The following is a 22,815-nucleotide window of genomic DNA, read 5'->3' as shown; positions in this document are numbered from 1 at the left end:
TCGCGCGGCGTGACGCCCGCGCGCGATGGCCGCGCAGTATACCGCCGGCCCGCCTGTGGACCGGCCGCACGGATTCGCCGTTCGCGACTCGGTTAGACTCGGGGCGCCACCTGAACAGGGATTCCCCCATGGGCCGGGACGTCATCCTCGCCACGCCCTCCGGACCGGTGAACGCCTGGCGCGCGGATCCGCCCCACGGCGCTGCCGCGCTCGGCGCGGTCGTCGTGATCCAGGAGATCTTCGGCGTCAACGCGCATATCCGCAGCGTCGCCGATGGCTACGCGGCCGCGGGCTACGTGGCGCTGGCGCCGGCACTGTTCGACCCGGTCGCGCGCCATGTCGAACTCGCCTACGACGCCGAAGGCTTCGCGCGCGGCCGCGAACTCGTTGAAGCGCTGGGCACCGAACGTGCCGTCGGCATCCTCCGCAGCTGCCGCGGCGCGCTGCAGACCGAAGGCCATCGCCGCATCGGTGTGGTCGGCTTCTGCTGGGGCGGCACGCTGGCCTTTCTCGCCAATACGCGCCTGGCGCTGCCCGCGGTCAGCTATTACGGCGCGCGCACCGTGCCGTTCCTCGACGAACCGCTGCAGGCACCGATGCTGTTCCAGTTCGGCACCGAAGATTCCGCGATCTCGCCCGAGGACATCGAGCGCCATCGCAGCGCCCAGCCCGACGCCGAGTTGCTGGTGCATCCGGGCGGGCACGGCTTCAACCGCGATGTCGACCCCGATCACTATCACGCAGCCAGCGCAGCCGCCGCACGCCGCGCCACCCTCGCCTTCCTCGACGCCGCCCTGCGGCAGGACGCGACGCCATGACCCACACCGCCTTCGCGCTGCATCCGCAGCTGGCCGACGACACCCACCCGCTGACGACGCTCACGCTGTGCGAGCTGCGGCTGATGGACGACGCCAACTATCCGTGGCTGGTGCTAGTGCCGCGCATCGCCAGCGCGCGCGAGATGATCGATCTCGATGCCGACCAGCGTCGCAAGCTGACCGACGAGATCGACATCGCTGCGCGCCTGCTGCGCGATGCGTTCCGGCCCTACAAGCTCAACATCGCCGCGCTCGGCAACATGGTCGAGCAGCTGCATGTGCATGTGATCGGCCGCGAACAGGATGATCCCGCGTGGCCGGCACCGGTCTGGGGCCGTGTCGCCGCGCGGCCCTACACGCCCGAACAGCTCGTGGAACGCATCGGTCAGTTGCAGGCCGCATTGCCGGACTGAACTACTGCCGGTCGCGACTCGGCAACCGCTTCGACCGGCGCACACGCCCGCATGTGTAGGCGAGCGGGCAGTACTCAGATCTGCCCGGACCGGCATCCAACCCGACACATGCGGAGCACGCGCGACATCCAGAGCGGCAGGCGCTGACCCACGATCAACGGCGGTCAGCCACACCGCCCACTCGCTTGTGCCCAGAGCGGGATACGCCCGTTCGTGAGGTCCGTTGGCTCAGGTCCGAGGCAAGGTGACGCCGCGCTGGCCCTGGTACTTGCCGCCGCGATCCTTGTACGAGGTCTCGCACACGTCGTCGGCATCGGACTGGAAGAACAGCATCTGGGCGACACCTTCGTTGGCGTAGATGCGCGCCGGCAGCGGTGTCGTATTGCTGAATTCCAGCGTGACGTGCCCTTCCCATTCCGGCTCGAGCGGCGTCACGTTGACGATGATCCCGCAACGCGCGTACGTACTCTTGCCCAGGCACACCACCAGCGTGTCACGCGGGATGCGGAAGTACTCGACCGTGCGCGCCAGCGCGAACGAATTCGGCGGAATGATGCATTCGTCCGCCTCGATGTCGACGAAGCTGCCGGGATCGAAGTGCTTCGGATCGACGATCGTCGAATTGATGTTGGTGAAGATCTTGAACTCGCGCGAGCAACGCACGTCGTAGCCGTAGCTCGACGTGCCGTAGCTGACGATGCGCTGGCCGGCGGGGTCCTGTTTCACCTGGCCCGGCTCGAAGGGCTCGATCATGCCCTGCTCGGACATGCGGCGGATCCAGCGGTCGCTCTTGATGCTCATCGTGGGGTTCCTGCGGCGCGGCGGCCTGGACGCGCATTGTCGCCGCCCAGCCCGCCTGCGTCACCCCGCCACCGCCGCGGTGTCAGACCAGCGACGCGGAAATCGACATCGGCGCCCGCGGCCGCTTCTCGAGTTCCGCCACCAGCCGCCGCGCCGTGGCGCGATAGGCCTGCGCGGCAGGCGAATCCGGCGCCGCCACGACGATCGGCACGCCGACATCGCCCTGCGCGCGGATGCCGATCTCCAGCGGCAGCGAACCCAGCAGCGGCACGCCGTACTGCGTCGCCATGCGCTGGCCACCGCCGTCGCCGAACAGATGCTCGACATGCCCGCAGTTCGAGCACACGTGCTGGGCCATGTTCTCGACCAGCCCGAGCACCGCGACCTCGACCTTCTCGAACATTTTGAGCGCCTTGCGCGCATCGAGCGTCGCCACATCCTGCGGCGTGGTCACAATCACCGCGCCGGCCACCGGAATCTTCTGCGCCAGCGTGAGCTGGATGTCACCCGTGCCAGGCGGCAGATCGACCAGCAGATAGTCGAGCGCCTCGTCGCCCCCCCATAGCGTGTCGTTGAGCAGCTGCGTCAATGCCGATGTCGCCATCGGCCCGCGCCAGATCATCGGCGTGTCCTGATCGACCAGCAGCCCGATCGACATCGCCTCGATGCCATGCGCCCGCATCGGCAGGATCGACTTGCCATCCGGACTGTCCGGCTTGCCTGAAAGCCCGAGCATCATCGGGATGCTTGGCCCGTACACATCGGCATCCAGCACCCCGACCCGCGCGCCATCAGCCGCGAGCGCAAGCGCGAGGTTCACCGCAGTGGTCGACTTGCCGACGCCGCCCTTGCCGGAGCCGATGGCGATGATGTTGCGGATGCGGGGGAGTGGCGACAGTGCACCTTGAACGGAACGTGGAACAACGGGATGCGTGTGCATGACAACGACCGGACCTAGGCGTTCCATTGTCACATCCTCGCCAAAGATACGGGCACCAAGCGAAGTCCAGTCACTCAGGCATCCAGACGCCCGATGGACAGGCGCCTTCGACCTCCATCTCCAGATCGGCCCGATGCCGGAGTGCCGGCCGGGTTCCGCACGCACGAGCTGAGCCCCCTGCGTGCCGGCCAGGGCTGGCCAGATCCCGACGACCGAAGGTCGCTGCACCGCGCCTCACAGCGTCCGGCCGATCGGCTATAACAACGTCGATCCATGCGGGCATTTGCCAGTCGCATGACGTGAAAGGAGAAGACCAAAGTGTTGAACAATATGAGAATGCGCCTGAGCACGCTGGCCGCGTTGCCGCTCCTGCTTGCATCGATGGCTGCGGCAGCGCAGTCGCCGGTCGGACGGTGGAAGACGATCGACGACGAGACCGGCAGTGTGAAGTCGATCGTTGAAATCAGCCAGGCAGCCAACGGTACGCTCAGTGGCCGTGTCGCTCGGGTGCTGCAATCCGACCGGGGTCCCAATCCCACCTGTGACAAGTGCAGTGGCGAACGTCGCAATCAGCCCATCACCGGGATGACGATCCTGTGGGATCTCAGACCGGCAGGTAGCGAGTGGTCCGGCGGCACCATCCTTGATCCGGCCAATGGCAAGACCTACAGGTCCAAAGCCAAGCTGATCGACCCCAACCGCCTGGGCGTGTCGGGCTGCATCGCCTTCATCTGTCGCGAACAGATCTGGCAGCGAGAGTAAGCACGCCTCCATCGGCCGCGGTTCCGGTCGCCACCGACGGCGTCGGAACCGCGACGCACGTCCACGGCTTCATGCGAGGGGGCCAAGCTATTGATCCTGAAACGAATGGCGCAAAATTATGCTGCGTCGCAACACGCTCGTGCGTCCGTAGGGCTGCACGTTTGACCGCACCACATTCCCCGCGGCGATTTCGCCGGATTTGATCGGAAGCAGGCGCAAAAAGACTTGCACTTGTTACTTCCTTATGGCAAATAGGTTAAACCTGCGTTAAGCAGATGTTTGCAAGCCGGAAGGAATTGGGCGGCTTGCGGTTTTTCATCAATGGGGATGTCAATGATTGTGAACAAGATCTCGCCGCTCTATGCGGCGATCGCCACCACGCTTCTTGCTACCGCAGCGACCGCTGCACACGCGCAGGAAAACACCGCGCCGACCGACACGCAGACGCTTGATCGCGTCAACGTTACTGGCTCGCGCATCGCGCGCGAAGGTTTCGTAACGCCGTCGCCGGTCACCGCGATCTCTGCTGAAGAGATCCGCGCCACCGGCGCCGTCACCATCGCCGATCTGATGACCAAGATGCCGGCTCTGAGCCCGAACTACACACTCGGCAACTCGACCCGCTTCATCGGTACTGCCGGTCTGGGTCTGCTGGACCTGCGCGGCATGGGTACGTCGCGCACGCTGGTTCTGGTCAACGGTCGCCGCCACGTAGGCGCCACGCCGGGCTCCACCGCTGTCGACGTCAATACCATTCCCGTGGAGTGGATCGAGCGCGTTGAAGTGATCACGGGCGGTGCGTCCGCAGTCTACGGCGCCGACGCCGTGGCAGGTGTCGTCAACTTCATCACCAAGAAGTCGTTCGACGGTGTCGAGATGCGCGCCCAGCGTGGTGCAGCGGGCGAAGGCGGCTTCGGTCGCGCGTTTGCCAGCGTCTCCGCGGGCGGCGAGTTCGCCGATGGCCGTGGTAACGCGGCAATCTCGGTTGAGCGCAGCGAGCAGGACCGCTTCAGCCGCACAAGCCGGGAAATCGGCCGCCGCTATCTGGTTTCGCGTCCCAATCCCAATTTCGATCCGAGCCAGCCGTCGAGCGAGGCCAATCCGCAGACGATCCTGGACGGCCCGGGCGGCAATCATTCGCTGTCCTACGGTGGCACTTTCAACGTCGGCGCCTTCAACCCGGCGAATCCGACGCAGCGCTACCGCTTCCTGCCTGATGGCAGCTTCGTCCGCAACACCTACGGCGGCTGGCTCAATGCCAACTCCTGTATCGACTGCGAATTCACCGATCTCAACGCCCTTGCAGACCTTGAGCCCGAATTCAATCGCACGAGCGTCAACGCGATGTTCAACTTCGCGCTGAGCGACGACCACAACGTCTTCGCCGAGGCGAAGTACAGCAAGACCGAATCACACTTCTTCGGCCAGTCGGCATTCGACCAGTCCATCCGTGTCCGTCCGGACAACGCGTTCATCTCGCCGGAGCTGGCTGCGTTCCTTGGCGCGAATCCGACTGCATTGAGCACCGTCACCTTCGGAACGCCGGTTCCGGGCACTCCGGGCTCCTACCGCGTCCTGAACGTCAATCGCATGAACGTGGATGCAGGCCGCCGCGGTGAGCGCGTCGATCGTGACACCAAGCGCATCGTGGTGGGCCTGGAAGGCTTCCTCGGCGAAGACTGGAGCTATGAGACCTCGGTCAACTTCGGCGAGTCGACGATTTCACGCATCAACCTCAACAACCGCATCAACGAGCGTTGGCATGCAGGTCTTGATGCCGTGCGCGATCCTGCGACGGGCAACATCGTGTGCCGCTCCACGCTCGACCCCAATGCCATCAACGTCCACACCGGTCAGCGCTACAACGCTGCACTGGTCCAGGGCTGCGTGCCGTTCTCGGTCTTCGGTGATGGTGCTGTGGCCGCGAATCCGGCAGCGGCCGCGTGGTTCAACACCAATTCGCTGAATTCCTCGAAGCTCAAGCAGACGGTCTACAGCGCCTCGGTCGCCAACAACGCGCTGTTCTCGCTCCCCGCCGGCAATGTCGGTTTTGCAGGTGGTATCGAGCATCGCCGTGAAGAGAGCCAGGAAAACACCGACGCGCTGTCTGCTCTCGGCCTGACCTTCCTCAACGCGATTTCCAGCCGTGGCGGCCGCTACGACGTCACTGACGTCTTTGCGGAAACCACGATTCCGTTGCTCGCCGATCTGCCTGGCGTCGAGCGCCTGTCGCTTGACCTCGCTGGCCGTTATTCGGACTACAGCACGATCGGTACGACGACGACCTGGAATGTCGGTCTTGACTGGCAGATCATCCCGTCCCTCCGCCTCCGCGGCACCACGGCCAAGGCCGTACGTGCACCCGGCATCGGCGAGTTGTTCAATCCGCAGTCGCAGAACTTTGCGGTCATCAACGATCCTTGCAACACACGCATCACCAACCCGAACCGCCCGTCCACGGCAGCCGATGTCGCGCTTCGCCAGGCTAACTGCGCAGCGCTCGGCGTTCCTGCAAACTGGGAAGATGAGTACTCCGCCAACCGTCCGGGCGTGAGCGGCGGCAATCCGGACCTCAACCCGGAAGAAGCCGACACGGTCTCGTTCGGCCTTGTGTGGCAGCCCGAGTTCGTCAAGGGTCTGGGTGTCTCGATCGACTACTGGCGCATCACGCTGCATGACGCAATCGGTGCGGTCAGCGCGCAGACCAATGCGACGCGCTGCGTCGATTCGCCCGGCGGCGTGACCAATAACATCTTCTGCGACCAGATCCTCCGTGCGCCGGTTGGCGGCTACAACGACCCCCAGGGTCGTGCCTTCCCGAGCTACAGCATCTACAACTGGACCGCGTTGAACGAGAACCTCGCCAAGTCGCGTCGCGTCGGCGTCGATTTCGAGGTCGATTACCGTTTCGACCTGGCAGGCGGCAATGCTGTCACGCGCCTGGTTGGCACCCGCCTGATCCAGTCGCGCGAGTGGGCCTTCCAGGACTTCCCGAACGAGTTCAAGGAGTGGGTCACGTCCGTCAGCGATCCGCGTTACCGCGCGAATCTGGAAGCTGCCTACAACCGCGACGATTGGGACGCGTCGTGGACGATGCGCTACATGCACCACAACCTGCGCGTGGAGCCGGCCTCCTACCAGAGCAATCCGGGCCAGGCCAACCCGATCCGCAACGGTTCGTACGTCTATCACAACGCGCAGGTCGGCTATACCTTCCCGGATTCGGGCATCAAGGTGTACATCGGCGCCGACAACCTGTTCGACAAGGATCCGCCGGCGAACTACTTCGGCGCGGACATCAGCTCTGCGTTCTATGACAGTGTGGGTCGCTTCGTGTATCTGGGCGCCACCTACAAGTTCTGATGAACCTGTAACTGCTGCATGAAAGAGCCCGGCTTCGGCCGGGCTCTTTTTTTGACGGCAAGCGCACATGCGATAATCCCGCTCCGCCTGCTCCTTCAAGCCCCGCCCCATGTCGCGCACGCTGCTCGTCACCACTGCCCTGCCCTATGCCAACGGGCCGCTGCACCTCGGCCACCTGGTCGGCTATATCCAGGCCGACATCTGGGTGCGGGCGCGGCGCATGGACGGAGATATGGCGCGGTTCGTCTGTGCGGACGATACGCACGGCACGCCGATCATGCTGGCGGCCGAAAAGGCGAGGACGACGCCTGAAGCCTTCATCGCGGATATCCAGGTCGGGCACGAGCGCGATTTCGCAGCGTTCGGCGTGGACTTCGATCACTACGACTCGACCCATTCTGCGGGCAACCGCACGATGGTCGAAACGATCTACGCGCGTCTCGATGCGGGCGGTCACATCGCGCGGCGTGATGTCGCGCAGCTGTTCGATCCTGTGCGCGGCATGTTTCTGCCGGACCGCTACGTCAAGGGCATTTGCCCGAAATGCGGCACGCCGGACCAGTACGGTGACAACTGCGAAAACTGCGGCGCCACCTATTCCCCGAGCGACCTGATCGATCCGGTCTCGGTGGTCAGCGGCGCGACGCCGGAAGTGCGCGAGTCGGAGCACTTCTTCTTCGAGCTCGGCCATTTCGAAGCCTTCCTGCGCAAGTGGCTGGCGGGCGATGTCGCCGTGTCGGGCGTCAAGGCGAAGCTGGCCGAATGGCTCGACGGCGAAGGCGGCCTGCGCGCCTGGGATATCTCCCGCGATGCGCCCTACTTCGGCTTCGAGATTCCGGGTCACCCGGGCAAGTTCTTCTACGTCTGGCTGGACGCGCCGATCGGCTATCTCAGCAGCTTCAAGGCGCTGTGCGCACGCGAAGGTCTGGACTTCGATTCCTGGCTCGCACCCGAAGGCGGTGCCGAACTGCACCACTTCATCGGCAAGGACATCGTCAATTTCCACGGCCTGTTCTGGCCGGCGATGCTGCACGGCGCCGGTCTGCGCGCGCCGACGCGCCTGCACGTCAACGGCTATCTGACCGTCGATGGCGCGAAGATGTCGAAGTCGCGCGGCACCTTCGTCATGGCGCGTACGTATCTCGACCAGGGCTTGGATCCCGAGGCGCTGCGCTACTACTTCGCCGCGAAATCCTCGGGCGGTGTCGACGACCTCGACCTCAATCTCGGCGATTTCATCGCGCGCGTGAACAGCGACGTCGTCGGCAAGCTGGTCAACCTCGCCAGCCGCTGTGCCGGCTTCATCGGCAAGCGCTTCGAGGGCCGTCTGGGCGATGCGTTGCCGGAGCCGGAAACCTATGCGCGCTTCGTCGAGGCGTTGGCGCCGATCCGCGAATCCTATGCGCGCAACGAGCCGGCCAGTGTGCTGCGTCAGGTCATGGCACTGGCCGACGAGGCCAACCGCTACATCGACGACCGCAAGCCGTGGGTGATCGCCAAGCAGGATGGCAGCGATGCCGAACTGCAGGCGGTCTGCACGCAGGGTCTGAACCTGTTCCGCGTACTGGCGACGGCGCTGCGGCCGGTGCTGCCGCGTGTGTCGCGCGACGTCGATGCGTTCTTCGCCGCACCGGCCGACACGTGGGCCGCGCTCGACGCGCCGCTGCTCGGCCACGTCATCCAACCCTATGCCCCGCTCTTCACCCGAATCGACTCCAAGCAGATCGACGCCATGACGGACGCTTCCAAGGACACCCTCGCCGCCGCACCGGCCGCGCCCGCCGCGGTGAAGAAGCCGGTCGAAGCACCTGTCACGACGCCCGCGAAGGCCGCTGACGCGGATGCGCCGGCGCACATCTCGATCGACGATTTCGCGAAGCTCGATCTGCGCATCGGCAAGGTCGTCGCCTGCGAGTTCGTCGAAGGTTCGGACAAGCTGCTGCGCTTCGAACTCGACGCCGGCGATCTCGGCACGCGTCAGATCTTCTCCGGCATCCGCGCGAGCTACGGCGAGCCGGACGTGCTCGTCGGGCGCAACGTGGTGTTCATCGCCAATCTCGCGCCGCGCAAGATGCGCTTCGGCATCAGCGAAGGGATGATCCTGTCGGCCGGTTTCGATGGTGGTGCGCTCGCATTGCTGGATGCCGACGCCGCCGCGCAGCCGGGCATGCCGGTCCGCTGAGCCGGCGCGGCATCGCCGCGATCCCTGCCCAGCCCGCACGCCCAGCCGAACGCCACGCATGCCGCCGTCTCTCGTCGAACGTCTCGACCGCCTGCTGCCGCAGACCCAGTGCGGCCAGTGCGGTTTCGACGGCTGTCGCCCCTACGCCGACGCGATGGCGCGCGGCGAGGCCGACGTGGACCGGTGTCCGCCCGGCGGCGATGCCGGCGCGCGCGCGCTCGCCCGCGCACTCGAGACCATCGCGCTGCCGTTCGACCGCGAGCGCGGCGAGCACCATGCACTGCCGCCGGTCGCGCTGGTCATCGAAGCCGACTGCATCGGCTGCACCAAGTGCATCCAGGCCTGCCCGGTCGACGCGATCGTCGGCGGTTCGAAGCTGATGCACACCGTGCTCGTCGATGCCTGCACCGGTTGCGAACTCTGCGTGCCGGCGTGTCCGGTGGACTGCATCGAGATGGTCGCGGCCGCCTAGACGGCCGGCACGTCAGGTGCCTTGTTCGGGCTGCACCGATGCAGGTGTCGCAGGCAGCGTCGCATCGGTCGGCGCGCAGGTCGAACACACGCGCTCGACCGCGTACCCCTTCGCCGCGAGCTTCTCGACGACACCGTCAGGCCCGACGAGATGCAGTGCGCCGACGACGACGAGGATGTCGCCCTGCTGCTGCAACATCTGTTCGAGCTTGGGCAGCCAGGCGTCGTTGCGCTCGGTATTGATGCGCGCGTAGAGCGCGGGGAAACGCGCCTGCATGTCGAGGCCCATCTCCTGCCACAGCGCGTCCGCGTTGCCGGCGCGCCAGGTCTCGTGCAGGGCCTGGATCGATTCGGCGCCCGCGCCCGCCTGCTCCAGCGCTTCCTGCAGCATCTGCGTCTGCTCGACGCGGCCCATGCCGTCGAGCAGTTCGATCTGCTGCTGCGCGGATTCCAGACCGGCAGTCGGCGTGCCGGCGGCCTGGGCCTGACGCGCGAGTTGCGCATCCATGCCCAGCTTCGCCTCGAGGCCGAAGCGGCCGAGTTCAGTGGTCGTCACCAGCAGCGACACGAACCAGGGCTCGAACAGCTGCAGGTTCGATGCGCCGCCTGCGCCCTGCAGCGATGCTGCATTCGTGTCGGCCCATGCGCGCAGTTGCGTCGCGGTCTGTGCCGGAATCTCGTCGTCGAGCTGGCTGCCATCGTTGCGCAGGCCCGCCTGCATCATCTGCAGGCCCAGCGTCGGCGAATGCAGTTCTTCGGGCGCGAGCTCGAACACGACTTCGCCAGCGCCGGACACGACGCGCGCGACGTCCTCCGACAGCGGGTAATCCGCTGGCGTCAGGAAATGGAAGGAGCCCAGCAGATACAACGCGCCATGCTCGCCGCTGACCCGCCACAACAGCGGTACCGGCGCCGGTGCCAGCGCGCCGTAGCCGATGGCCGGTGTCTCCTGCAGACCGTCGGCCGGCACGACGACCGGCGACAGCAGGATCGCGGGCGCTTCCAGTGGCGGCAGTTCGGCCTGGCTCGCGCCGCCGGCGAACAGGCAGACCAGCACGGCACACGCGCGGAAGAAACGGATCGGTGCGGATCGACGCATGCGGGAGCGGTCCTGTTCGGAGTTCGGTGTCATACCGTGGTCGCAGGTACGTAGACCTTCTCGCCCGCGGGAATCGCGAGATCGAGCCGGTTGCCGGCCGGCGGCAGCGGACACGTCGCGAATGCGGTGAATGCGCACGGCGGGTTGTAGGCGCGGTTGAAGTCGATCTGCAGCCGGCCGTCGGTGCCCGGCGCAGGTGCATCGAGATAACGTCCGGCGCTGTAGCTGCCGTGGCCGCTGGTGCGGTCGGCGAAGATCAGGAACAGCGTGCCGTCGCCGCCCTCGATCGCCTGCAGCGTGTAGCGCGTGCCGTCGCGTTCGAATGCGACCGAGCCCGGCGTCGGGGTGTCTTCGACCATGCCCAGGATGTTGGCGATCGGCAGCGTCGCACCGGCCGCCGCCGGCACGAACTCCGCATCGACCTGCCAGTCGCGCGCGGTCGGCCAGTACCCGATACCGGTGAAGCGACGTCGCGTGGGCGCGTCTTCGTGGCGCGCGCGTACGAATGCCGAGCCGCCACGTTCGATGATCGTCAGCGCACCCTTGCCCGAGTCGAAACCGAGCACGCTGGGTGCCGCATCTGCATCGGTCTGTAGCGACACGCGATCACGCACCGGCGCGCCGTCGAGCGTCACCGCGACGCCGCGCTCGGGCGTGAACGCATACTCGCCGTCGTCGGATTGCAGCAGGCCGAGCTTGCCGGGGCCCATCGACAGGCGGATGCCGGCCGTCTCGCCGCTGCCGATGAAATGCGATTCCAGTTCGATGCGATGCAGGCCGATCAGACTCAGCCAGCCATCGGGCGCGACCAGTTCCGCGCGGCGCGTGTCCTGCCAGACGCGGGTCTGCGCCGAGAACATCACGTCGAGTCGCGCCGCGTCGGCACGCGCAGACGGATCCTCGGGCGCGGACGTCTCGCCGCAGGCGGCCAGCAACGCCACCAGTCCGATCGTGCAGCAGTGGCGCCATCGCAGCATGTCAGCGTCCTCGCAGGAACCAGCGGTCGATCTCGGTGAGCGGAAAATGCGCCCACGTCGGACGGCCATGATTGCATTGCCCGGAGCGTTCGGTGGCTTCCATCTGCCGCAACAAGGCGTTCATTTCAGGCACCGTCAGACGCCGGTTGGCGCGTACCGCGCCGTGGCAGGCCATCGTCGACAGCAGTTCGTCGCGCGCCGAGCGCACGCGCAGGCTTTCGCCGTGCTCGCGCAGGTCGGTCAGCACGTCACGCAGCAGCGCTTCGGTGTCGCCTTGCGCAAGCAATGCAGGTACGCCCCGCAGCAACAGCGACTGGATGCCGGCGCGCGAGACCTCGAACCCGAGGTCGGCGAGCGTCCCCGCTTCGGCCTCGGCGACATCGGCTTCGCGCTCGGACACCGCGACCGTCTGCGGTACCAGCAGCGGTTGCGTGCGGACGCCTTCGCCGTCGTGCGCGGTCTTGAGCTTTTCGTAGCCGATGCGTTCGTGCGCGGCGTGCATGTCGACCACGATCATGCCGTCGGCGGCCTGGCTCAGGATGTAGATGCCATGCAGCTGTGCGACCGCGTAGCCGAGCGGCGGCACCAGGGTCCCGGCATCGTCGACTGCGGCGTCGGGTGCCATCGGCGACGGCGTCCAGGTCTCGGCACCCGATGCGATCTGCGCAGGCGTCGGCCCGTAGAGCCCCGCATAGGCCGCACGCGTTTCGTCGACGCGCAGCGCGAGATTCGGCTGCGGCATCGGCCGCGACCAGTCGGGCATCGACGCGCCCGCAGACACCGGCGCGGCTGCGAACCCCGTCATCGCCGCCTCCGCCGATGAATGACCCGCCTGCCCTGCACGCGTGTCAGCCAGCGCCTGGTGCAGCGTGCGGTAGACGAAGTCGTGGATCAGGCGCGCCTCGCGAAAGCGCACTTCGTGCTTGGCGGGGTGCACGTTGACGTCGACGCGCGTCGGGTCGAGTTCGAGGAACAACACGTAGGCCGGCTGGCGGCCGTGGTACATCACGTCGGCGAACGCCTGCTTGACCGCATGCGCGACGCTGCGGTCACGCACCGCGCGACCGTTGACGTACAGGTACTGCTGGTCGGCGCTGGCACGCGAGTAAGACGGCTGTGCGATCCAGCCGTGCAGCCGCAGACCCGCGCCGCTGTGTTCGATGCGCAACACGCTGTCGGCGAACTCGCGGCCCAGCGTCTCCACCAGCCGCGCACCGGAGAACAGATCCTCGTCGCCCTTGTAGCGCCGCGACGGTTTGCCGTTGTGGCTGACCCGCAGTTCCACATCCGGGCGCACCAGCGCCAGCGCACGCAACCACTCCTCGATATGCCCGAGTTCGGTGCGTTCGGCGCGCAGGAACTTGCGTCGCGCCGGCACGTTGTAGAACAGATCGCGCACCTCGACCGTCGTCCCGCGCGGATGCGGCCTGGGGGTGACTTCGCCGACGCGACCGCCTTCGACTTCCAGCACCGAGCCGTGCGCGTCGTCTTCGCGGCGCGAAATCAGCGAAAAGCGGCTCACCGACGCGATCGAAGGCAGCGCTTCACCACGAAAGCCGAGCGTGGCGACCGCTTCGAGATCGTCGAGCGAGCCGATCTTGCTGGTCGCGTGGCGCGACACTGCCAGCGGCAGCTCATCGGGTGGAATGCCACCGCCGTCATCGCGGATGCGGATCAGGCGGACGCCGCCTTCCTCGAGGTCGATGTCGACACGGCGCGCGCCTGCGTCGAGCGCGTTCTCCACCAGCTCCTTGACCACGGACGCAGGGCGTTCGACCACTTCGCCTGCGGCGATCTGGTTGACGAGGATGTCGGGCAGTTGGCGGATCGGCACGGAGGCATCGGCGACGCGGCACGTCGCGGCAGGAATCAGTGGTGATGATAGCGGCTCGCGCAAAGCGCGGCCGTCAGACACGCGGATGCCGGATCAGGGACTGCCGCCGGCAGCCGCACCCGAAGCGCTGCCAGAACCGTTGGCTGCCGATGCCGCGGCGCGTGCGGCGTACAGCGTGCCGGGCGGGGGCTGCGCGGTGAAATAGGTGTTGATGCCGTTGAGCACGGCCGTCGCAAGGCGACGCTGATGCGCCGGGTCGAGCAGGCGGCGCTCTTCCTCGGCGTTGGAAATGAAACCGGTCTCGACCAGCATCGCCGGCATGTCGGCATTGCGCAGCACCGAGAAGTTCGCGTACTCGACGTTCGCCTTGTGGGTCTTGCCGACACCGCGCAGGCCGGCGAGCACATGCGTGGCTGCATCCTGCGATGCGCGCATGTGACCGCTCTGCGCCATCTCGAGCAGCACGTTCGACAGGGTGTCGCGCGACAGCGAGACGCCGCCGACCAGATCGGCACTGTTCTCGCGGTCGGCCAGCCAGCGCGCCTGCTGCGACGACGCGCCGCGCGTGGACAGCGTATAGACCGACGAGCCGTACGCGGCGCGGTTATGGGCCGCGTCGGCGTGGATCGACACGAACATGTCGGCCTTGGCCCGGCGCGCACGCAGTGCGCGTTGCGGCAGTTCGATGTAGGTGTCGTTGTCGCGCACCAGGTGGGCGCGCATGCCGGGCGTGGCGTTGATCTGGCGCGCGAGCTCGCGCGAGATCGCCAGCACGATGTTCTTCTCGTGGGTACCGGCCGGGCCGATCGCGCCGGGGTCGCGGCCACCGTGGCCGGGATCGATCGCGATCACCAGCGGGCGCATGCCCGGGCCGACTGCGGCCGGCATCGGAACCTGTGCCGCGGGTTCGATCTGGCGCTGGGTCGCGGGTGGCGGCGTGGAGATGGGCGCCGGAGGCAACTGCGTGACAGGTGCCTGCGCGGTGGCCTGGGCGGGCGCAGGCGCCGACTCGGCCGGACCCTGCTGTGGCCCCATGCTCGAAATCAGGCGCGAGGTGGCATCGTTCGATGCCAGTGCGGGATCGCTAGGGGGCGCCGCCGTCGGCACTGCACCGGCGGGCGCCGGCGTGGTTGCCGCGGCAATGCGCGCGATCGGATCGGCCGCGCCGTCACCGGGCCACTCGATGACGAGCTTGGGACCGTCCGGGCCGTCCTCGATGCGCGGCGGCATCGCCTGCACCGACGAAGTCAGGTCGAACACGATGCGGGTGGTGCCGGCGACCGGCTGGCCGCTGCGCACGGACTTGATCGTGCCCGCGCCGGCCGGCATCGCCGTCGTCCGCAGGCGGGTGCCGGGGAGATCGACGACCAGGCGGTCGGGATTGGCGAGGGAAATCACCGAATACTCGGCGCGGGCGTCCAGCTTGAGCTCCGCGCGGGTACCTGTGGCGCCGGTGCGCACGTCGACCCCGCGCAGCTCGGCGCCGTAGGCAAGGTTCCAGCACAGCGCGGCGATCAGGGCGACCGCCAACGCGAGCTGAGACAGATTGATCCCCCGGATGCGCATGGCGGCTAGTCAATCACCGCGCTTGGAACATTGCAAGCCGTTTTCCCTTTCAAATCCGTGGCCTGCAGATCCTTCCTATGGTTTCGGTTCAGGAAGGGTCGACAAACGGGGATCGTCCAGCACAGCGGCCAGCCAGGCATTTCCGGACCCGCCGTCCGGCATCAGTTCCACCGAGCGCCCCGATCCGTCGATCGCCAGGTGGATCTCCAGATCGGCCGCCGGCAACGCTGCGGCGCCGCGTTCGGGCCACTCCACCAGCCACAGCGCGGCATCGACGTCGTCGAGTCCGAGGAAGTCCAGCTCGCCGGCGTCGCCGATCCGGTACAGATCCAGATGCAGAGCCTCGCCCCCATCCACCGGATAGCGCTCGACCAGCGTGTACGTGGGACTGCGCACCGTGCCGGTCACGCCGAGCGCGCGCAGCCAGCCGCGGGCCAGGGTGGACTTGCCGGCCCCCAGATCACCCTGCAGATGCACGACGGCGCCGCGCGGCTGGTGCGCGGCGAGGATCTCGGCGAGCAGGCGGGTCGCGGCGGCGTCGGGAAGATGGCGTCGGATCATGCGTTCGGTTCCGGATTCGCGCAGGCGCGCAGTACTTCGATGAGGTCGCCCGGCAGCAGGCCGCGCTCGCCCGACGTGCGCGCGGCGGTATCGCCGGCCACGGCGTGCAGCAAAGCGCCGCAGGCAGCCGCGTGCTCGGCTTTGAGTCCCTGCGCGCGCAGCGCGGCGATCACGCCGGTCAGCACATCGCCCGTGCCGCCGGTGGCCATGCCCGGATTGCCGGCAGCAACAAGCCACGGCAGGCCACCAGGCGCGCACACCAGCGTACCGGCGCCCTTGAGCACGACGACCGCATTCCAGCGCGCGGCGAGTGCGCGCACCGCCGCCGGCCGATCGCGCTGGATCGCGGCGGTATCGAGATCGAGCAGCCGCGCGGCTTCGCCCGGATGCGGGGTGAGTATCGCGCCAGTCGGCAACGCACGCGGGCGTGCGGCGAGCAGATTGAGCGCGTCCGCATCGAGCACCAGCGGCGTGCCCGCTGCACTGGCCGCATCGAGCGTTTCGTCGAACAGGGCGTGGCCCCAGCTGCCCTGCCCGAGGCCGGGACCGAGCGCGATGACGTCGGCGGCGACGAAGCCACCGGCAAGTGCCGAGACGTTGTCGGTCCGGCGGACCATCGCCTCGGGCCAGCGCGCAAGCAGTGGGGCGACGTGCACAGCCTGGGTCGCGACTTCCACCAGGCCTGCGCCGGCACGCAACGCGGCACCGGCCGCGAGCAGTACCGCGCCCCCGGTGCCGTGATCGCCACCGATGCACAGCACGCGCCCATGACTGCCCTTGTGCGCATTGCGCGGACGCGGCCGCAGCCAGCGCCCGAGATCGCGTGCATCGATCCGACGCGCTTGCGCCTGCGCATCCGCGAAGCACTGCGGGTCGACGCCGAGCGTATCCAGCGACAGTGCACCGGCATGATCCGGGCCGTCGCCGGTCTGCAGTCCGATCTGCGGCGCGTGGAACTGCAGCGTGCGTGTCGCGCGCACGACGGCACCCGCCACGCTGCCGCGATCGCCGGACAGGCCACTGGGCGTGTCGAGTGCGAACACCGGCACGCCGGCAACGTTGATCGCCTCGATCAGTGCAGCGGTTTCGTGGTCGGGGGCACGGAACAGACCGATGCCGAACACCGCATCGATGACGATGTCCGCAGCCGGCAACTGTCTGTCGAACACGACGATCCTACCGCCCGCGACCTCGAACGCTGCGCACATGGCTTGCGCTGCATCGGTGCGCGGCGCATGCGCGGCGAGCCGGACGACCACTGCGTCGCAGCCCGAGCCCAGTGCCTGAGTCGCCAGCACGTAGCCATCACCGCCGTTATTGCCCGGCCCGCAGACTACGACGATGCGGCGCGCCTGTGGCCAGTGCGCCAGCAGCGTGCGCCAGCCGGCTCGACCGGCCCGTCGCATCAGCGTGGTCGCATCGCTGGCGTGCGCGAGCGCCGCAGCCTCGATCACGCGCAACGCGGCCGCGTCGTACAGCGGGATGCCCGGCAGCGAAGCGCCGGACACGGGCGTGGCACAGGAAGCACTCATCGCGCGGATTCTATACTTCGCGCATCGTGAACCTGCCCGCCGCCCCTGCTGCCGCATCCACTGCGACGCCCGACGCCCTTGCCGCGCGCATCAAAGCGATCGCTGCCGACATGGGTTTCCAGCGTTGCGGCATCGCCGGCATCGATCTGCGGGAAGACGAGGCACACCTGCGCGACTGGCTGGCGCAGGGGCTGTACGGCACGATGGACTGGATGGCCCGCCACGGCGACATGCGCGCGCGCCCCGCAGAGCTGCTGCCCGGCACGGTGCGGGTGATCTCGGTCGGGCTCGACTACGGCCGCAACGACGACGACAGCGCCTGGGATACGCTCGCAGACGGCAGCCGCGCCTACGTGGCGCGGTATGCGCTGGGCCGCGACTATCACAAGCTGATGCGCAACCGGCTGCAGAAGTTCGCGCACCGGATCCAGGACGACATCGGTCCGTTCGGCCATCGCGTATTCGTCGATTCGGCACCGGTGCTCGAGCGTGCGCTCGCACGCAACGCGGGGCTCGGCTGGATCGGCAAGCACACCTGCCTGATCGACAAAGATGGCGGCTCCTGGTTCTTCCTCGGCGAGATCTACGTCGATGTGGCACTGCCGATCGATCCACCGGCCACCGCGCACTGTGGCACCTGCGTCCGCTGCATCGACGTCTGCCCGACGCGCGCGATCATCGCGCCGCACCGGCTCGATGCGCGGCGCTGCATCGCCTATCTGACGATCGAACACGAAGGCGCGATCGACGTCTCGCTGCGCCCGCTGATCGGCAACCGCATCTTCGGCTGCGACGACTGCCAGCTGGTCTGCCCCTGGAACAAGTTCGCCAAGCGCACCGACGAACCCGACTTCCGCGCGCGCAACAGCCTCGACACCGCGAGCCTGGCCGAGCTGTTCGCCTGGGACGAGGACGAGTTCCTGCAGCGTACCGAAGGCTCGCCGATCCGCCGCAGCGGACATCGCCGCTGGCTGCGCAATCTTGCCGTTGCGCTCGGCAATGCACCAACGACGCCGGAGACCATCGCCGCGCTGCGCACGCGCCGCGACTCCGGCGATCTTCTGATCGAAGAGCACGTGGACTGGGCGCTGGCGCGCCACGGCGTGTACTGACTCCGCAGGCGCGGGACGCGCCCGCGCGAACAGCGATCGATCAGCGCGCGCGGCGCGCGCGGATCTCGTCCAGCAGTGCGCGCGTGACCGGATCGGCCACCGCCACGTCATCGCCCTGCACCGCCGGCATCAGTTCGCCGGCAATGCGCTTGCCGAGCTCGACGCCCCACTGGTCGAAGGCGTTGATGCCCCACAGCACCGACTGCGCGTAGACGCTGTGCTCGTAGAGCGCGATCAGCGCGCCGAGGCTGCGCGGGTCGAGGCGATCGAGCAGGAACAGCGTCGAGGGGCGATTGCCCGGATATGACTTCTGCGGATCGTCGGCCGAATAGCCGTTGGCCAGCGCCTCGGTCTGCGCGAGCAGGTTCGACAGCAATGCCGCGTGGTTGTCCGCATGCGGATGCGCAGGATTCACCACGCCGATGAAATCGGCCGGCACGGTCTGGGTGCCCTGGTGCAGCGCCTGGAAGAAGCTGTGCTGCGAATTGGTACCCGGCCCGCCCCACAGCACCGGCACGGTATCGATGCCGACCGCTTCGCCATCGGGCGTGACCGACTTGCCGAGGCTTTCCATCACCAGCTGCTGCAGATACGCCGGCAGCAGCGCGAGGCGCTCGTCATAGGGCAATACGGCGTGCGTGGCGAGGCCGAGCGCGTTGCGATTCCACACGCCCGTCAGCGCGTGCAGCAGCGGCAGGTTCTCGCCGATCGGCGCCTGCAGCGCGTGCGTGTCCATGTCGGCGGCGCCGGCGAGCAGCGCTTCGAATCCGTCCATGCCGACCGCGAGTGCGATCGAGAAACCGACCGCTGACCACAGCGAATAACGCCCGCCCACCCAGTCCCACATCGGCAGCACGCGCTCGGGCGCGACGCCGAAGGCCTCGGCGCGCGGCACGTTGGCGCTGACCGCGTACAGGCGTTCGCTGCCGCCGAGCCAGTCGCGCACCACCGCGCCGTTGAGCAGGGTTTCCTGCGTGCCGAAGGTCTTGGAAACCAGGATCGCGGCGGTCTTCGCCGGATCGAGCTTCGCCAGACGATGCTGCGCATCGCTGCCGTCGACGTTGGTCAGGAAATGCACGCGGAAGCGACCGGTGCCGAAATCCTTCAGCGCGTCGACGACCAGACGCGGACCGAGATCCGAACCGCCGATGCCGACATTGACGATGTCGGTGACGTCGGACGCTTCGAGCTGCGCGACCAGTTCGGCCATGCGCACGCGCGCTTCGGCAGCCTGCGCATGCGCGTCGCGCGCAATGGCGGTGTCCGACAGCGCGGACCGCAGCGCGATGTGCAGCGCCGGACGGTTCTCCGAGGTGTTGACGATGACGCCGTCGAACAGCGCGCGGAACGCTTGCGGCAAGGCCGCGGCGTCACCGAGCGCGACCAGCGCGTCACGCGCGTCGCGGTCGAGCCGCTGGCGCGCAAAGCTGGCGTAGAGCCCGCCGATGCGCAGCGCGAAATCCTGCGGACGCACCGCATCGGCTTCGACGAGGTCGGCGATGCGCGCCGAATCGAGGCGACGCGCGTGCGGCGCCAGCGTGTCTTCGATCCGCCGCGCCGCTGTCGTCATCAGGCGGCCTGTGCGGGAATCGAATCGTTGGTGTGGGTCATGCGGTTGTCGCGGTCCACGTACACCAGCTTGGGCTTGAACTTCGCCACTTCGGCTTCGTCCAGCGCGCCGTAGGCGCAGATGATCACCAGATCGCCCACGCCGGCCTTGTGCGCGGCGGCGCCGTTGACCGAGATGATGCCGCTACCGACATCGGCGCGGATCGCGTAGGTCGCGAAGCGCTCGCCGTTGTTGATGTTGTAGATCTCGATGCGCTCGTACTCGCGGATGCCCGACAGGTCGAGCAGGCGGCCGTCGATCGCACACGAGCCTTCGTAATGCAGCTCGGCGTGGGTGACGGAGGCGCGGTGGATCTTGGCTTTCAGCAGGGTGAGTTGCATGACGGATGCGGCCGGGTCACGGCATCGGACAACGCGGGAAGCCCGCAGGAACCGCGAAGTATAGGGACCATCTGCGGCATCGCAACATCACCGCCTGCCGCAGCGACGGGAGATTCAGCGGGCTGTCGGCGTACCGTCGATGCTGAATTCGAGGTTGTCGATCAGGCGTGTGGCGCCGAGCCGTGCCGCTGTTAGCGCGACGGCAGCCTGTTGGCCGTCGACGTAGGCCGACAGGTCGGGCGCACGCACCTCGACGTAATCGACCACGAAGCCCGCCACGCGCAGCGCCGCTGCGGCATTGCCCGCCGCCTGCGCTGCAGGTGCGCCGCCCTGCATGGCGTCGCGAAGTGCGCGCAACGCCGCGTGCATCGCCGGCGCACGGGCGCGCGCATCGGCGTCGAGATACTGGTTGCGCGAGCTCATCGCCAGGCCGTCGGCCTCACGCGCGATCGCGACCGGCAGCAGTTCCACCGGAAATGCGAGATCGGCGACCAGATGCGCGATCACCGCCAGTTGCTGGTAGTCCTTGCGCCCGAACGCGGCGACGTCCGGCTGCACCTGGTTGAACAGACGCGCGACCACGGTCGCCACGCCGTCGAAATGGCCTGGTCGATGCGCACCGTCGAGCACTTCAGTCACGCCCGGTACCCGCACGGTCACCGTGTTGTGCAGGCCCAGCGGATACATCGCCTCGACCGAAGGCAGCCACAGCAGATCGCAGCCCGCGGCGGCGAGACCCTGCGCGTCCTGGTCCGGCGTGCGCGGATAGCGGGCGAAATCCTCGTTCGGGCCGAACTGGGTGGGATTGACGAACACGCTGGCGACCACGCGATCCACGTGCGGGCGCAGCGCCTCGACCAGCGAAAAATGACCGGCGTGCAGGTTGCCCATCGTCGGCACGAGACCGACGCGCAGGCCCGCGCGCTTCCAGTCGGCGATCCGCGCGCGCAGCGCGGCGAGGTCATGGACGGTGTCGATCACGGCGAGTCCGGCGATGGAGAAGCGTCGATTTTCGCAGATCTGCGTCCCCGGGCGTCAGCGCGCACACCTCAGCAGGTCATCGCTAGACGCGCGTGGTCGCCTGCCCGGCCACGACGCCCTGCTTACTTGTACGAGTGCTCCGGCCCCGGGAAGCTGCCGTCGCGCACCGCCTCGATGTAGGCGCGCGCGGCGCCAGCGACCGAGCCGCCTTCGACCAGGAAATCGCGGACGAACTTCGGCCGGCGATGGCCACTGTCGAGACCCAGCATGTCGTGCAGCACCAGCACTTGGCCGTCGCAATCCGGGCCCGCGCCGATGCCGATCGTGGGCACCGGCGAGGCGGCGGTGATTTCGGCAGCGAGCGACGCCGGCACGCCTTCAAGCACGATCAGCGTCGCGCCGGCTTCGGCGATCGCGCGCGCATCGTCGCGCAGCGCCTGCGCCGCGGCATCGCCACGCCCCTGGATCTTGAAGCCGCCGAAACGCAGCACCGATTGCGGGGTCAGGCCGAGATGCGCACAGACCGGAATCTCGCGCTCGACGAGGAAACGTACGACGTCGCATTTGTTCGGCGTCGCACCTTCCAGCTTGACCATGCCGGCGCCCGCCTGCAGCAGCCGCGTCGACGCATCGAGCGCGCGCTCGGGTGTCGCGTCGGCCTGGAACGGCAGATCGGCGATCACCAGTGCGCGTTGCACCGCACGGGCCACGCAGGCCGTGTGGTACGCGATGTCGTCGACGGTCACGGGCAGCGTCGAACCGTGTCCCTGGACCACCATGCCCAGCGAATCGCCGATCAGCAGCAGATCCACGCCTGCGGCATCGAAGGTGCGGGCGAAGCCGGCGTCGTAGGCGGTGAGCATCGCGAGCCGGCGACCGGCGGCGCGTGCCTCGAACAGCGCGGGCACGGTGACCGGCGCGGAAGACGTTGTGTTCATCGCACTAGCGTAGCGCTTCGATGCCCGCATGATCCACGGCTGCGGACGCGTCGCTTGCCGGACCGACACCGGGAATCACGCATCCGGGATCCAGTTCCAGCAGCGGTACGAGCACGAACGCGCGTTCGTGCAGACGCGGGTGTGGAACGGTCAGTCCCGGCAGCGTGACCACCGCATCGCCGTACAGCAGCAGATCCAGATCGAGCGTGCGCGGCCCCCAGTGGTCGCCGGCCTCGTCGCTGCGGACGCGACCGAATCGCAGCTCGATCGCCAGCAGCGCATCGAGCAGATCCATCGGCGCGAGCGCGGTGTCGAGCGTTGCCACTGCATTGACGAAGTCGGGCTGGTCGGTGCGTCCCCAGGCCGGCGTGCGGTACAGCGACGACAGACGCACACCCGTGGTCCCGGGCAAGGCCGCAAGACATTCGACGGCCTCGCGAAGGGCATTCGGCACGTCGCCGACATTCCCGCCGAGCCCTACGAAGGCGCGCACGCTCAACGGTGCAGCGCCATGG

At 67.8% G+C, this 22,815-nt stretch carries 20 protein-coding genes; 7 read left to right on the top strand and 13 right to left on the bottom strand.

What is annotated here, in order from left to right:
* Nucleotides 1-128: 128 nt before the first annotated feature.
* Together AC3A4E_RS06235 and AC3A4E_RS06230 are read left to right on the top strand one after the other, a co-directional pair.
* Nucleotides 129-818 (top strand): dienelactone hydrolase family protein, encoded by a 690-nt coding sequence (locus AC3A4E_RS06235; protein ID WP_487630657.1) that lies wholly within the window; start codon nucleotides 129-131, stop codon nucleotides 816-818.
* Nucleotides 815-1,231 carry an HIT domain-containing protein gene (locus AC3A4E_RS06230; protein ID WP_487630656.1) on the top strand — a complete coding sequence of 139 codons (417 nt, stop codon included), beginning with the start codon at nucleotides 815-817 and terminating at the stop codon, nucleotides 1,229-1,231. Before AC3A4E_RS06235 ends, AC3A4E_RS06230 begins: the two co-directional genes overlap by 4 nt.
* Before the next feature lie 228 nt (nucleotides 1,232-1,459).
* Here the strand turns inward: AC3A4E_RS06230 and dcd are convergent, their stop codons facing one another.
* A complete protein-coding gene (gene dcd / locus AC3A4E_RS06225) occupies nucleotides 1,460-2,032 on the bottom strand; it encodes a dCTP deaminase (protein ID WP_232117224.1) in 573 nt (190 codons plus the stop codon).
* Between the two features lie 82 nt (nucleotides 2,033-2,114).
* Complete coding sequence (gene apbC / locus AC3A4E_RS06220; RefSeq protein ID WP_487632034.1) at nucleotides 2,115-2,972, bottom strand: iron-sulfur cluster carrier protein ApbC; 858 nt, start codon at nucleotides 2,970-2,972, stop codon at nucleotides 2,115-2,117.
* 330 nt (nucleotides 2,973-3,302) lie between these two features.
* On the opposite strand from apbC, the gene AC3A4E_RS06215 reads away from it, so the two are divergent.
* From AC3A4E_RS06215 to rnfB, 4 genes are all read left to right on the top strand, one after another.
* The gene (locus tag AC3A4E_RS06215) at nucleotides 3,303-3,734 is read left to right on the top strand and encodes a DUF2147 domain-containing protein (protein ID WP_487632033.1); all 432 of its coding nucleotides are present in this window, start codon (nucleotides 3,303-3,305) and stop codon (nucleotides 3,732-3,734) included.
* 333 nt (nucleotides 3,735-4,067) lie between these two features.
* A complete protein-coding gene (locus AC3A4E_RS06210; RefSeq protein ID WP_487630655.1) occupies nucleotides 4,068-7,097 on the top strand; it encodes a TonB-dependent receptor domain-containing protein in 3,030 nt (1,009 codons plus the stop codon).
* 109 nt (nucleotides 7,098-7,206) lie between these two features.
* The gene (gene metG, locus AC3A4E_RS06205) at nucleotides 7,207-9,279 is read left to right on the top strand and encodes a methionine--tRNA ligase (protein ID WP_487630654.1); all 2,073 of its coding nucleotides are present in this window, start codon (nucleotides 7,207-7,209) and stop codon (nucleotides 9,277-9,279) included.
* 58 nt (nucleotides 9,280-9,337) lie between these two features.
* Complete coding sequence (rnfB, locus tag AC3A4E_RS06200) at nucleotides 9,338-9,751, top strand: Rnf electron transport complex subunit RnfB (RefSeq protein ID WP_487630653.1); 414 nt, start codon at nucleotides 9,338-9,340, stop codon at nucleotides 9,749-9,751.
* Nucleotides 9,752-9,763: 12 nt separating this feature from the next.
* Here rnfB and AC3A4E_RS06195 read toward each other — a convergent pair whose 3' ends face one another.
* The 6 genes from AC3A4E_RS06195 to AC3A4E_RS06170 form a co-directional block, all read right to left on the bottom strand.
* Nucleotides 9,764-10,849, bottom strand: a complete 1,086-nt coding sequence (locus tag AC3A4E_RS06195) for a TraB/GumN family protein (RefSeq protein ID WP_487630652.1) — start codon at nucleotides 10,847-10,849, stop codon at nucleotides 9,764-9,766.
* A 29-nt stretch (nucleotides 10,850-10,878) separates the two neighbouring features.
* Nucleotides 10,879-11,826, bottom strand: a complete 948-nt coding sequence (locus AC3A4E_RS06190; RefSeq protein ID WP_487630651.1) for a DUF1684 domain-containing protein — start codon at nucleotides 11,824-11,826, stop codon at nucleotides 10,879-10,881.
* Between the two features lies 1 nt (nucleotide 11,827).
* Entirely contained in the window at nucleotides 11,828-13,606 is a 1,779-nt protein-coding gene (gene mutL, locus AC3A4E_RS06185; protein WP_487632032.1) for a DNA mismatch repair endonuclease MutL, read from the bottom strand.
* A 147-nt stretch (nucleotides 13,607-13,753) separates the two neighbouring features.
* On the bottom strand, nucleotides 13,754-15,226 hold the full coding sequence (locus AC3A4E_RS06180; protein ID WP_487630650.1) for an N-acetylmuramoyl-L-alanine amidase: 1,473 nt from the start codon (nucleotides 15,224-15,226) through the stop codon (nucleotides 13,754-13,756).
* Between the two features lie 75 nt (nucleotides 15,227-15,301).
* Nucleotides 15,302-15,787, bottom strand: coding sequence for a tRNA (adenosine(37)-N6)-threonylcarbamoyltransferase complex ATPase subunit type 1 TsaE (gene tsaE / locus AC3A4E_RS06175; RefSeq protein WP_487630649.1), 486 nt, complete (start codon nucleotides 15,785-15,787; stop codon nucleotides 15,302-15,304).
* The gene (locus AC3A4E_RS06170) at nucleotides 15,784-17,319 is read right to left on the bottom strand and encodes an NAD(P)H-hydrate dehydratase (RefSeq protein WP_487630648.1); all 1,536 of its coding nucleotides are present in this window, start codon (nucleotides 17,317-17,319) and stop codon (nucleotides 15,784-15,786) included. The genes tsaE and AC3A4E_RS06170 overlap by 4 nt, the downstream gene beginning before the upstream one ends.
* A gap of 26 nt (nucleotides 17,320-17,345) precedes the next feature.
* Here AC3A4E_RS06170 and queG point away from each other — a divergent pair, with 26 nt between their 5' ends.
* Nucleotides 17,346-18,431, top strand: coding sequence for a tRNA epoxyqueuosine(34) reductase QueG (queG, locus tag AC3A4E_RS06165; RefSeq protein WP_487630647.1), 1,086 nt, complete (start codon nucleotides 17,346-17,348; stop codon nucleotides 18,429-18,431).
* Nucleotides 18,432-18,471: 40 nt separating this feature from the next.
* On the opposite strand, the gene pgi is transcribed toward queG, so the two are convergent.
* The 5 genes from pgi to folK form a co-directional block, all read right to left on the bottom strand.
* A complete protein-coding gene (pgi, locus tag AC3A4E_RS06160) occupies nucleotides 18,472-20,001 on the bottom strand; it encodes a glucose-6-phosphate isomerase (RefSeq protein WP_487630646.1) in 1,530 nt (509 codons plus the stop codon).
* Nucleotides 20,001-20,381: an aspartate 1-decarboxylase gene (panD, locus tag AC3A4E_RS06155; RefSeq protein ID WP_232136944.1), complete on the bottom strand. Its 381-nt coding sequence runs from the start codon at nucleotides 20,379-20,381 to the stop codon at nucleotides 20,001-20,003. The genes pgi and panD overlap by 1 nt, the downstream gene beginning before the upstream one ends.
* 114 nt (nucleotides 20,382-20,495) lie before the next feature.
* Nucleotides 20,496-21,362 carry a pantoate--beta-alanine ligase gene (gene panC, locus AC3A4E_RS06150; RefSeq protein ID WP_487630645.1) on the bottom strand — a complete coding sequence of 289 codons (867 nt, stop codon included), beginning with the start codon at nucleotides 21,360-21,362 and terminating at the stop codon, nucleotides 20,496-20,498.
* A 122-nt stretch (nucleotides 21,363-21,484) separates the two neighbouring features.
* Nucleotides 21,485-22,300, bottom strand: coding sequence for a 3-methyl-2-oxobutanoate hydroxymethyltransferase (gene panB / locus AC3A4E_RS06145; RefSeq protein WP_487630644.1), 816 nt, complete (start codon nucleotides 22,298-22,300; stop codon nucleotides 21,485-21,487).
* A 4-nt stretch (nucleotides 22,301-22,304) separates the two neighbouring features.
* Nucleotides 22,305-22,793, bottom strand: a complete 489-nt coding sequence (gene folK / locus AC3A4E_RS06140; protein ID WP_487632031.1) for a 2-amino-4-hydroxy-6-hydroxymethyldihydropteridine diphosphokinase — start codon at nucleotides 22,791-22,793, stop codon at nucleotides 22,305-22,307.
* Nucleotides 22,794-22,815: the final 22 nt, after the last annotated feature.

Source organism: Luteimonas sp. Soil_N_1 (assembly GCF_057656255.1).
The sequence above is the reverse complement of the archived record's forward strand: the minus strand, read 5'-3'. Positions and strand labels throughout refer to the sequence as shown.

Excerpts from the sequence above, each read along its gene's own strand:
- AC3A4E_RS06235 (WP_487630657.1), top strand. The coding sequence starts at position 129 with ATGGGCCGGGACGTCATCCTCGCCACGCCCTCCGGACCGGTGAACGCC.
- AC3A4E_RS06230 (WP_487630656.1), top strand. The coding sequence starts at position 815 with ATGACCCACACCGCCTTCGCGCTGCATCCGCAGCTGGCCGACGACACC.
- dcd (WP_232117224.1), bottom strand. The coding sequence starts at position 2,032 with ATGAGCATCAAGAGCGACCGCTGGATCCGCCGCATGTCCGAGCAGGGC.
- apbC (WP_487632034.1), bottom strand. The coding sequence starts at position 2,972 with ATGCACACGCATCCCGTTGTTCCACGTTCCGTTCAAGGTGCACTGTCG.
- AC3A4E_RS06215 (WP_487632033.1), top strand. The coding sequence starts at position 3,303 with ATGAGAATGCGCCTGAGCACGCTGGCCGCGTTGCCGCTCCTGCTTGCA.
- AC3A4E_RS06210 (WP_487630655.1), top strand. The coding sequence starts at position 4,068 with ATGATTGTGAACAAGATCTCGCCGCTCTATGCGGCGATCGCCACCACG.
- metG (WP_487630654.1), top strand. The coding sequence starts at position 7,207 with ATGTCGCGCACGCTGCTCGTCACCACTGCCCTGCCCTATGCCAACGGG.
- rnfB (WP_487630653.1), top strand. The coding sequence starts at position 9,338 with ATGCCGCCGTCTCTCGTCGAACGTCTCGACCGCCTGCTGCCGCAGACC.
- AC3A4E_RS06195 (WP_487630652.1), bottom strand. The coding sequence starts at position 10,849 with ATGCGTCGATCCGCACCGATCCGTTTCTTCCGCGCGTGTGCCGTGCTG.
- AC3A4E_RS06190 (WP_487630651.1), bottom strand. The coding sequence starts at position 11,826 with ATGCTGCGATGGCGCCACTGCTGCACGATCGGACTGGTGGCGTTGCTG.
- AC3A4E_RS06180 (WP_487630650.1), bottom strand. The coding sequence starts at position 15,226 with ATGCGCATCCGGGGGATCAATCTGTCTCAGCTCGCGTTGGCGGTCGCC.
- tsaE (WP_487630649.1), bottom strand. The coding sequence starts at position 15,787 with ATGATCCGACGCCATCTTCCCGACGCCGCCGCGACCCGCCTGCTCGCC.
- AC3A4E_RS06170 (WP_487630648.1), bottom strand. The coding sequence starts at position 17,319 with ATGAGTGCTTCCTGTGCCACGCCCGTGTCCGGCGCTTCGCTGCCGGGC.
- pgi (WP_487630646.1), bottom strand. The coding sequence starts at position 20,001 with ATGACGACAGCGGCGCGGCGGATCGAAGACACGCTGGCGCCGCACGCG.
- panD (WP_232136944.1), bottom strand. The coding sequence starts at position 20,381 with ATGCAACTCACCCTGCTGAAAGCCAAGATCCACCGCGCCTCCGTCACC.
- panB (WP_487630644.1), bottom strand. The coding sequence starts at position 22,300 with ATGAACACAACGTCTTCCGCGCCGGTCACCGTGCCCGCGCTGTTCGAG.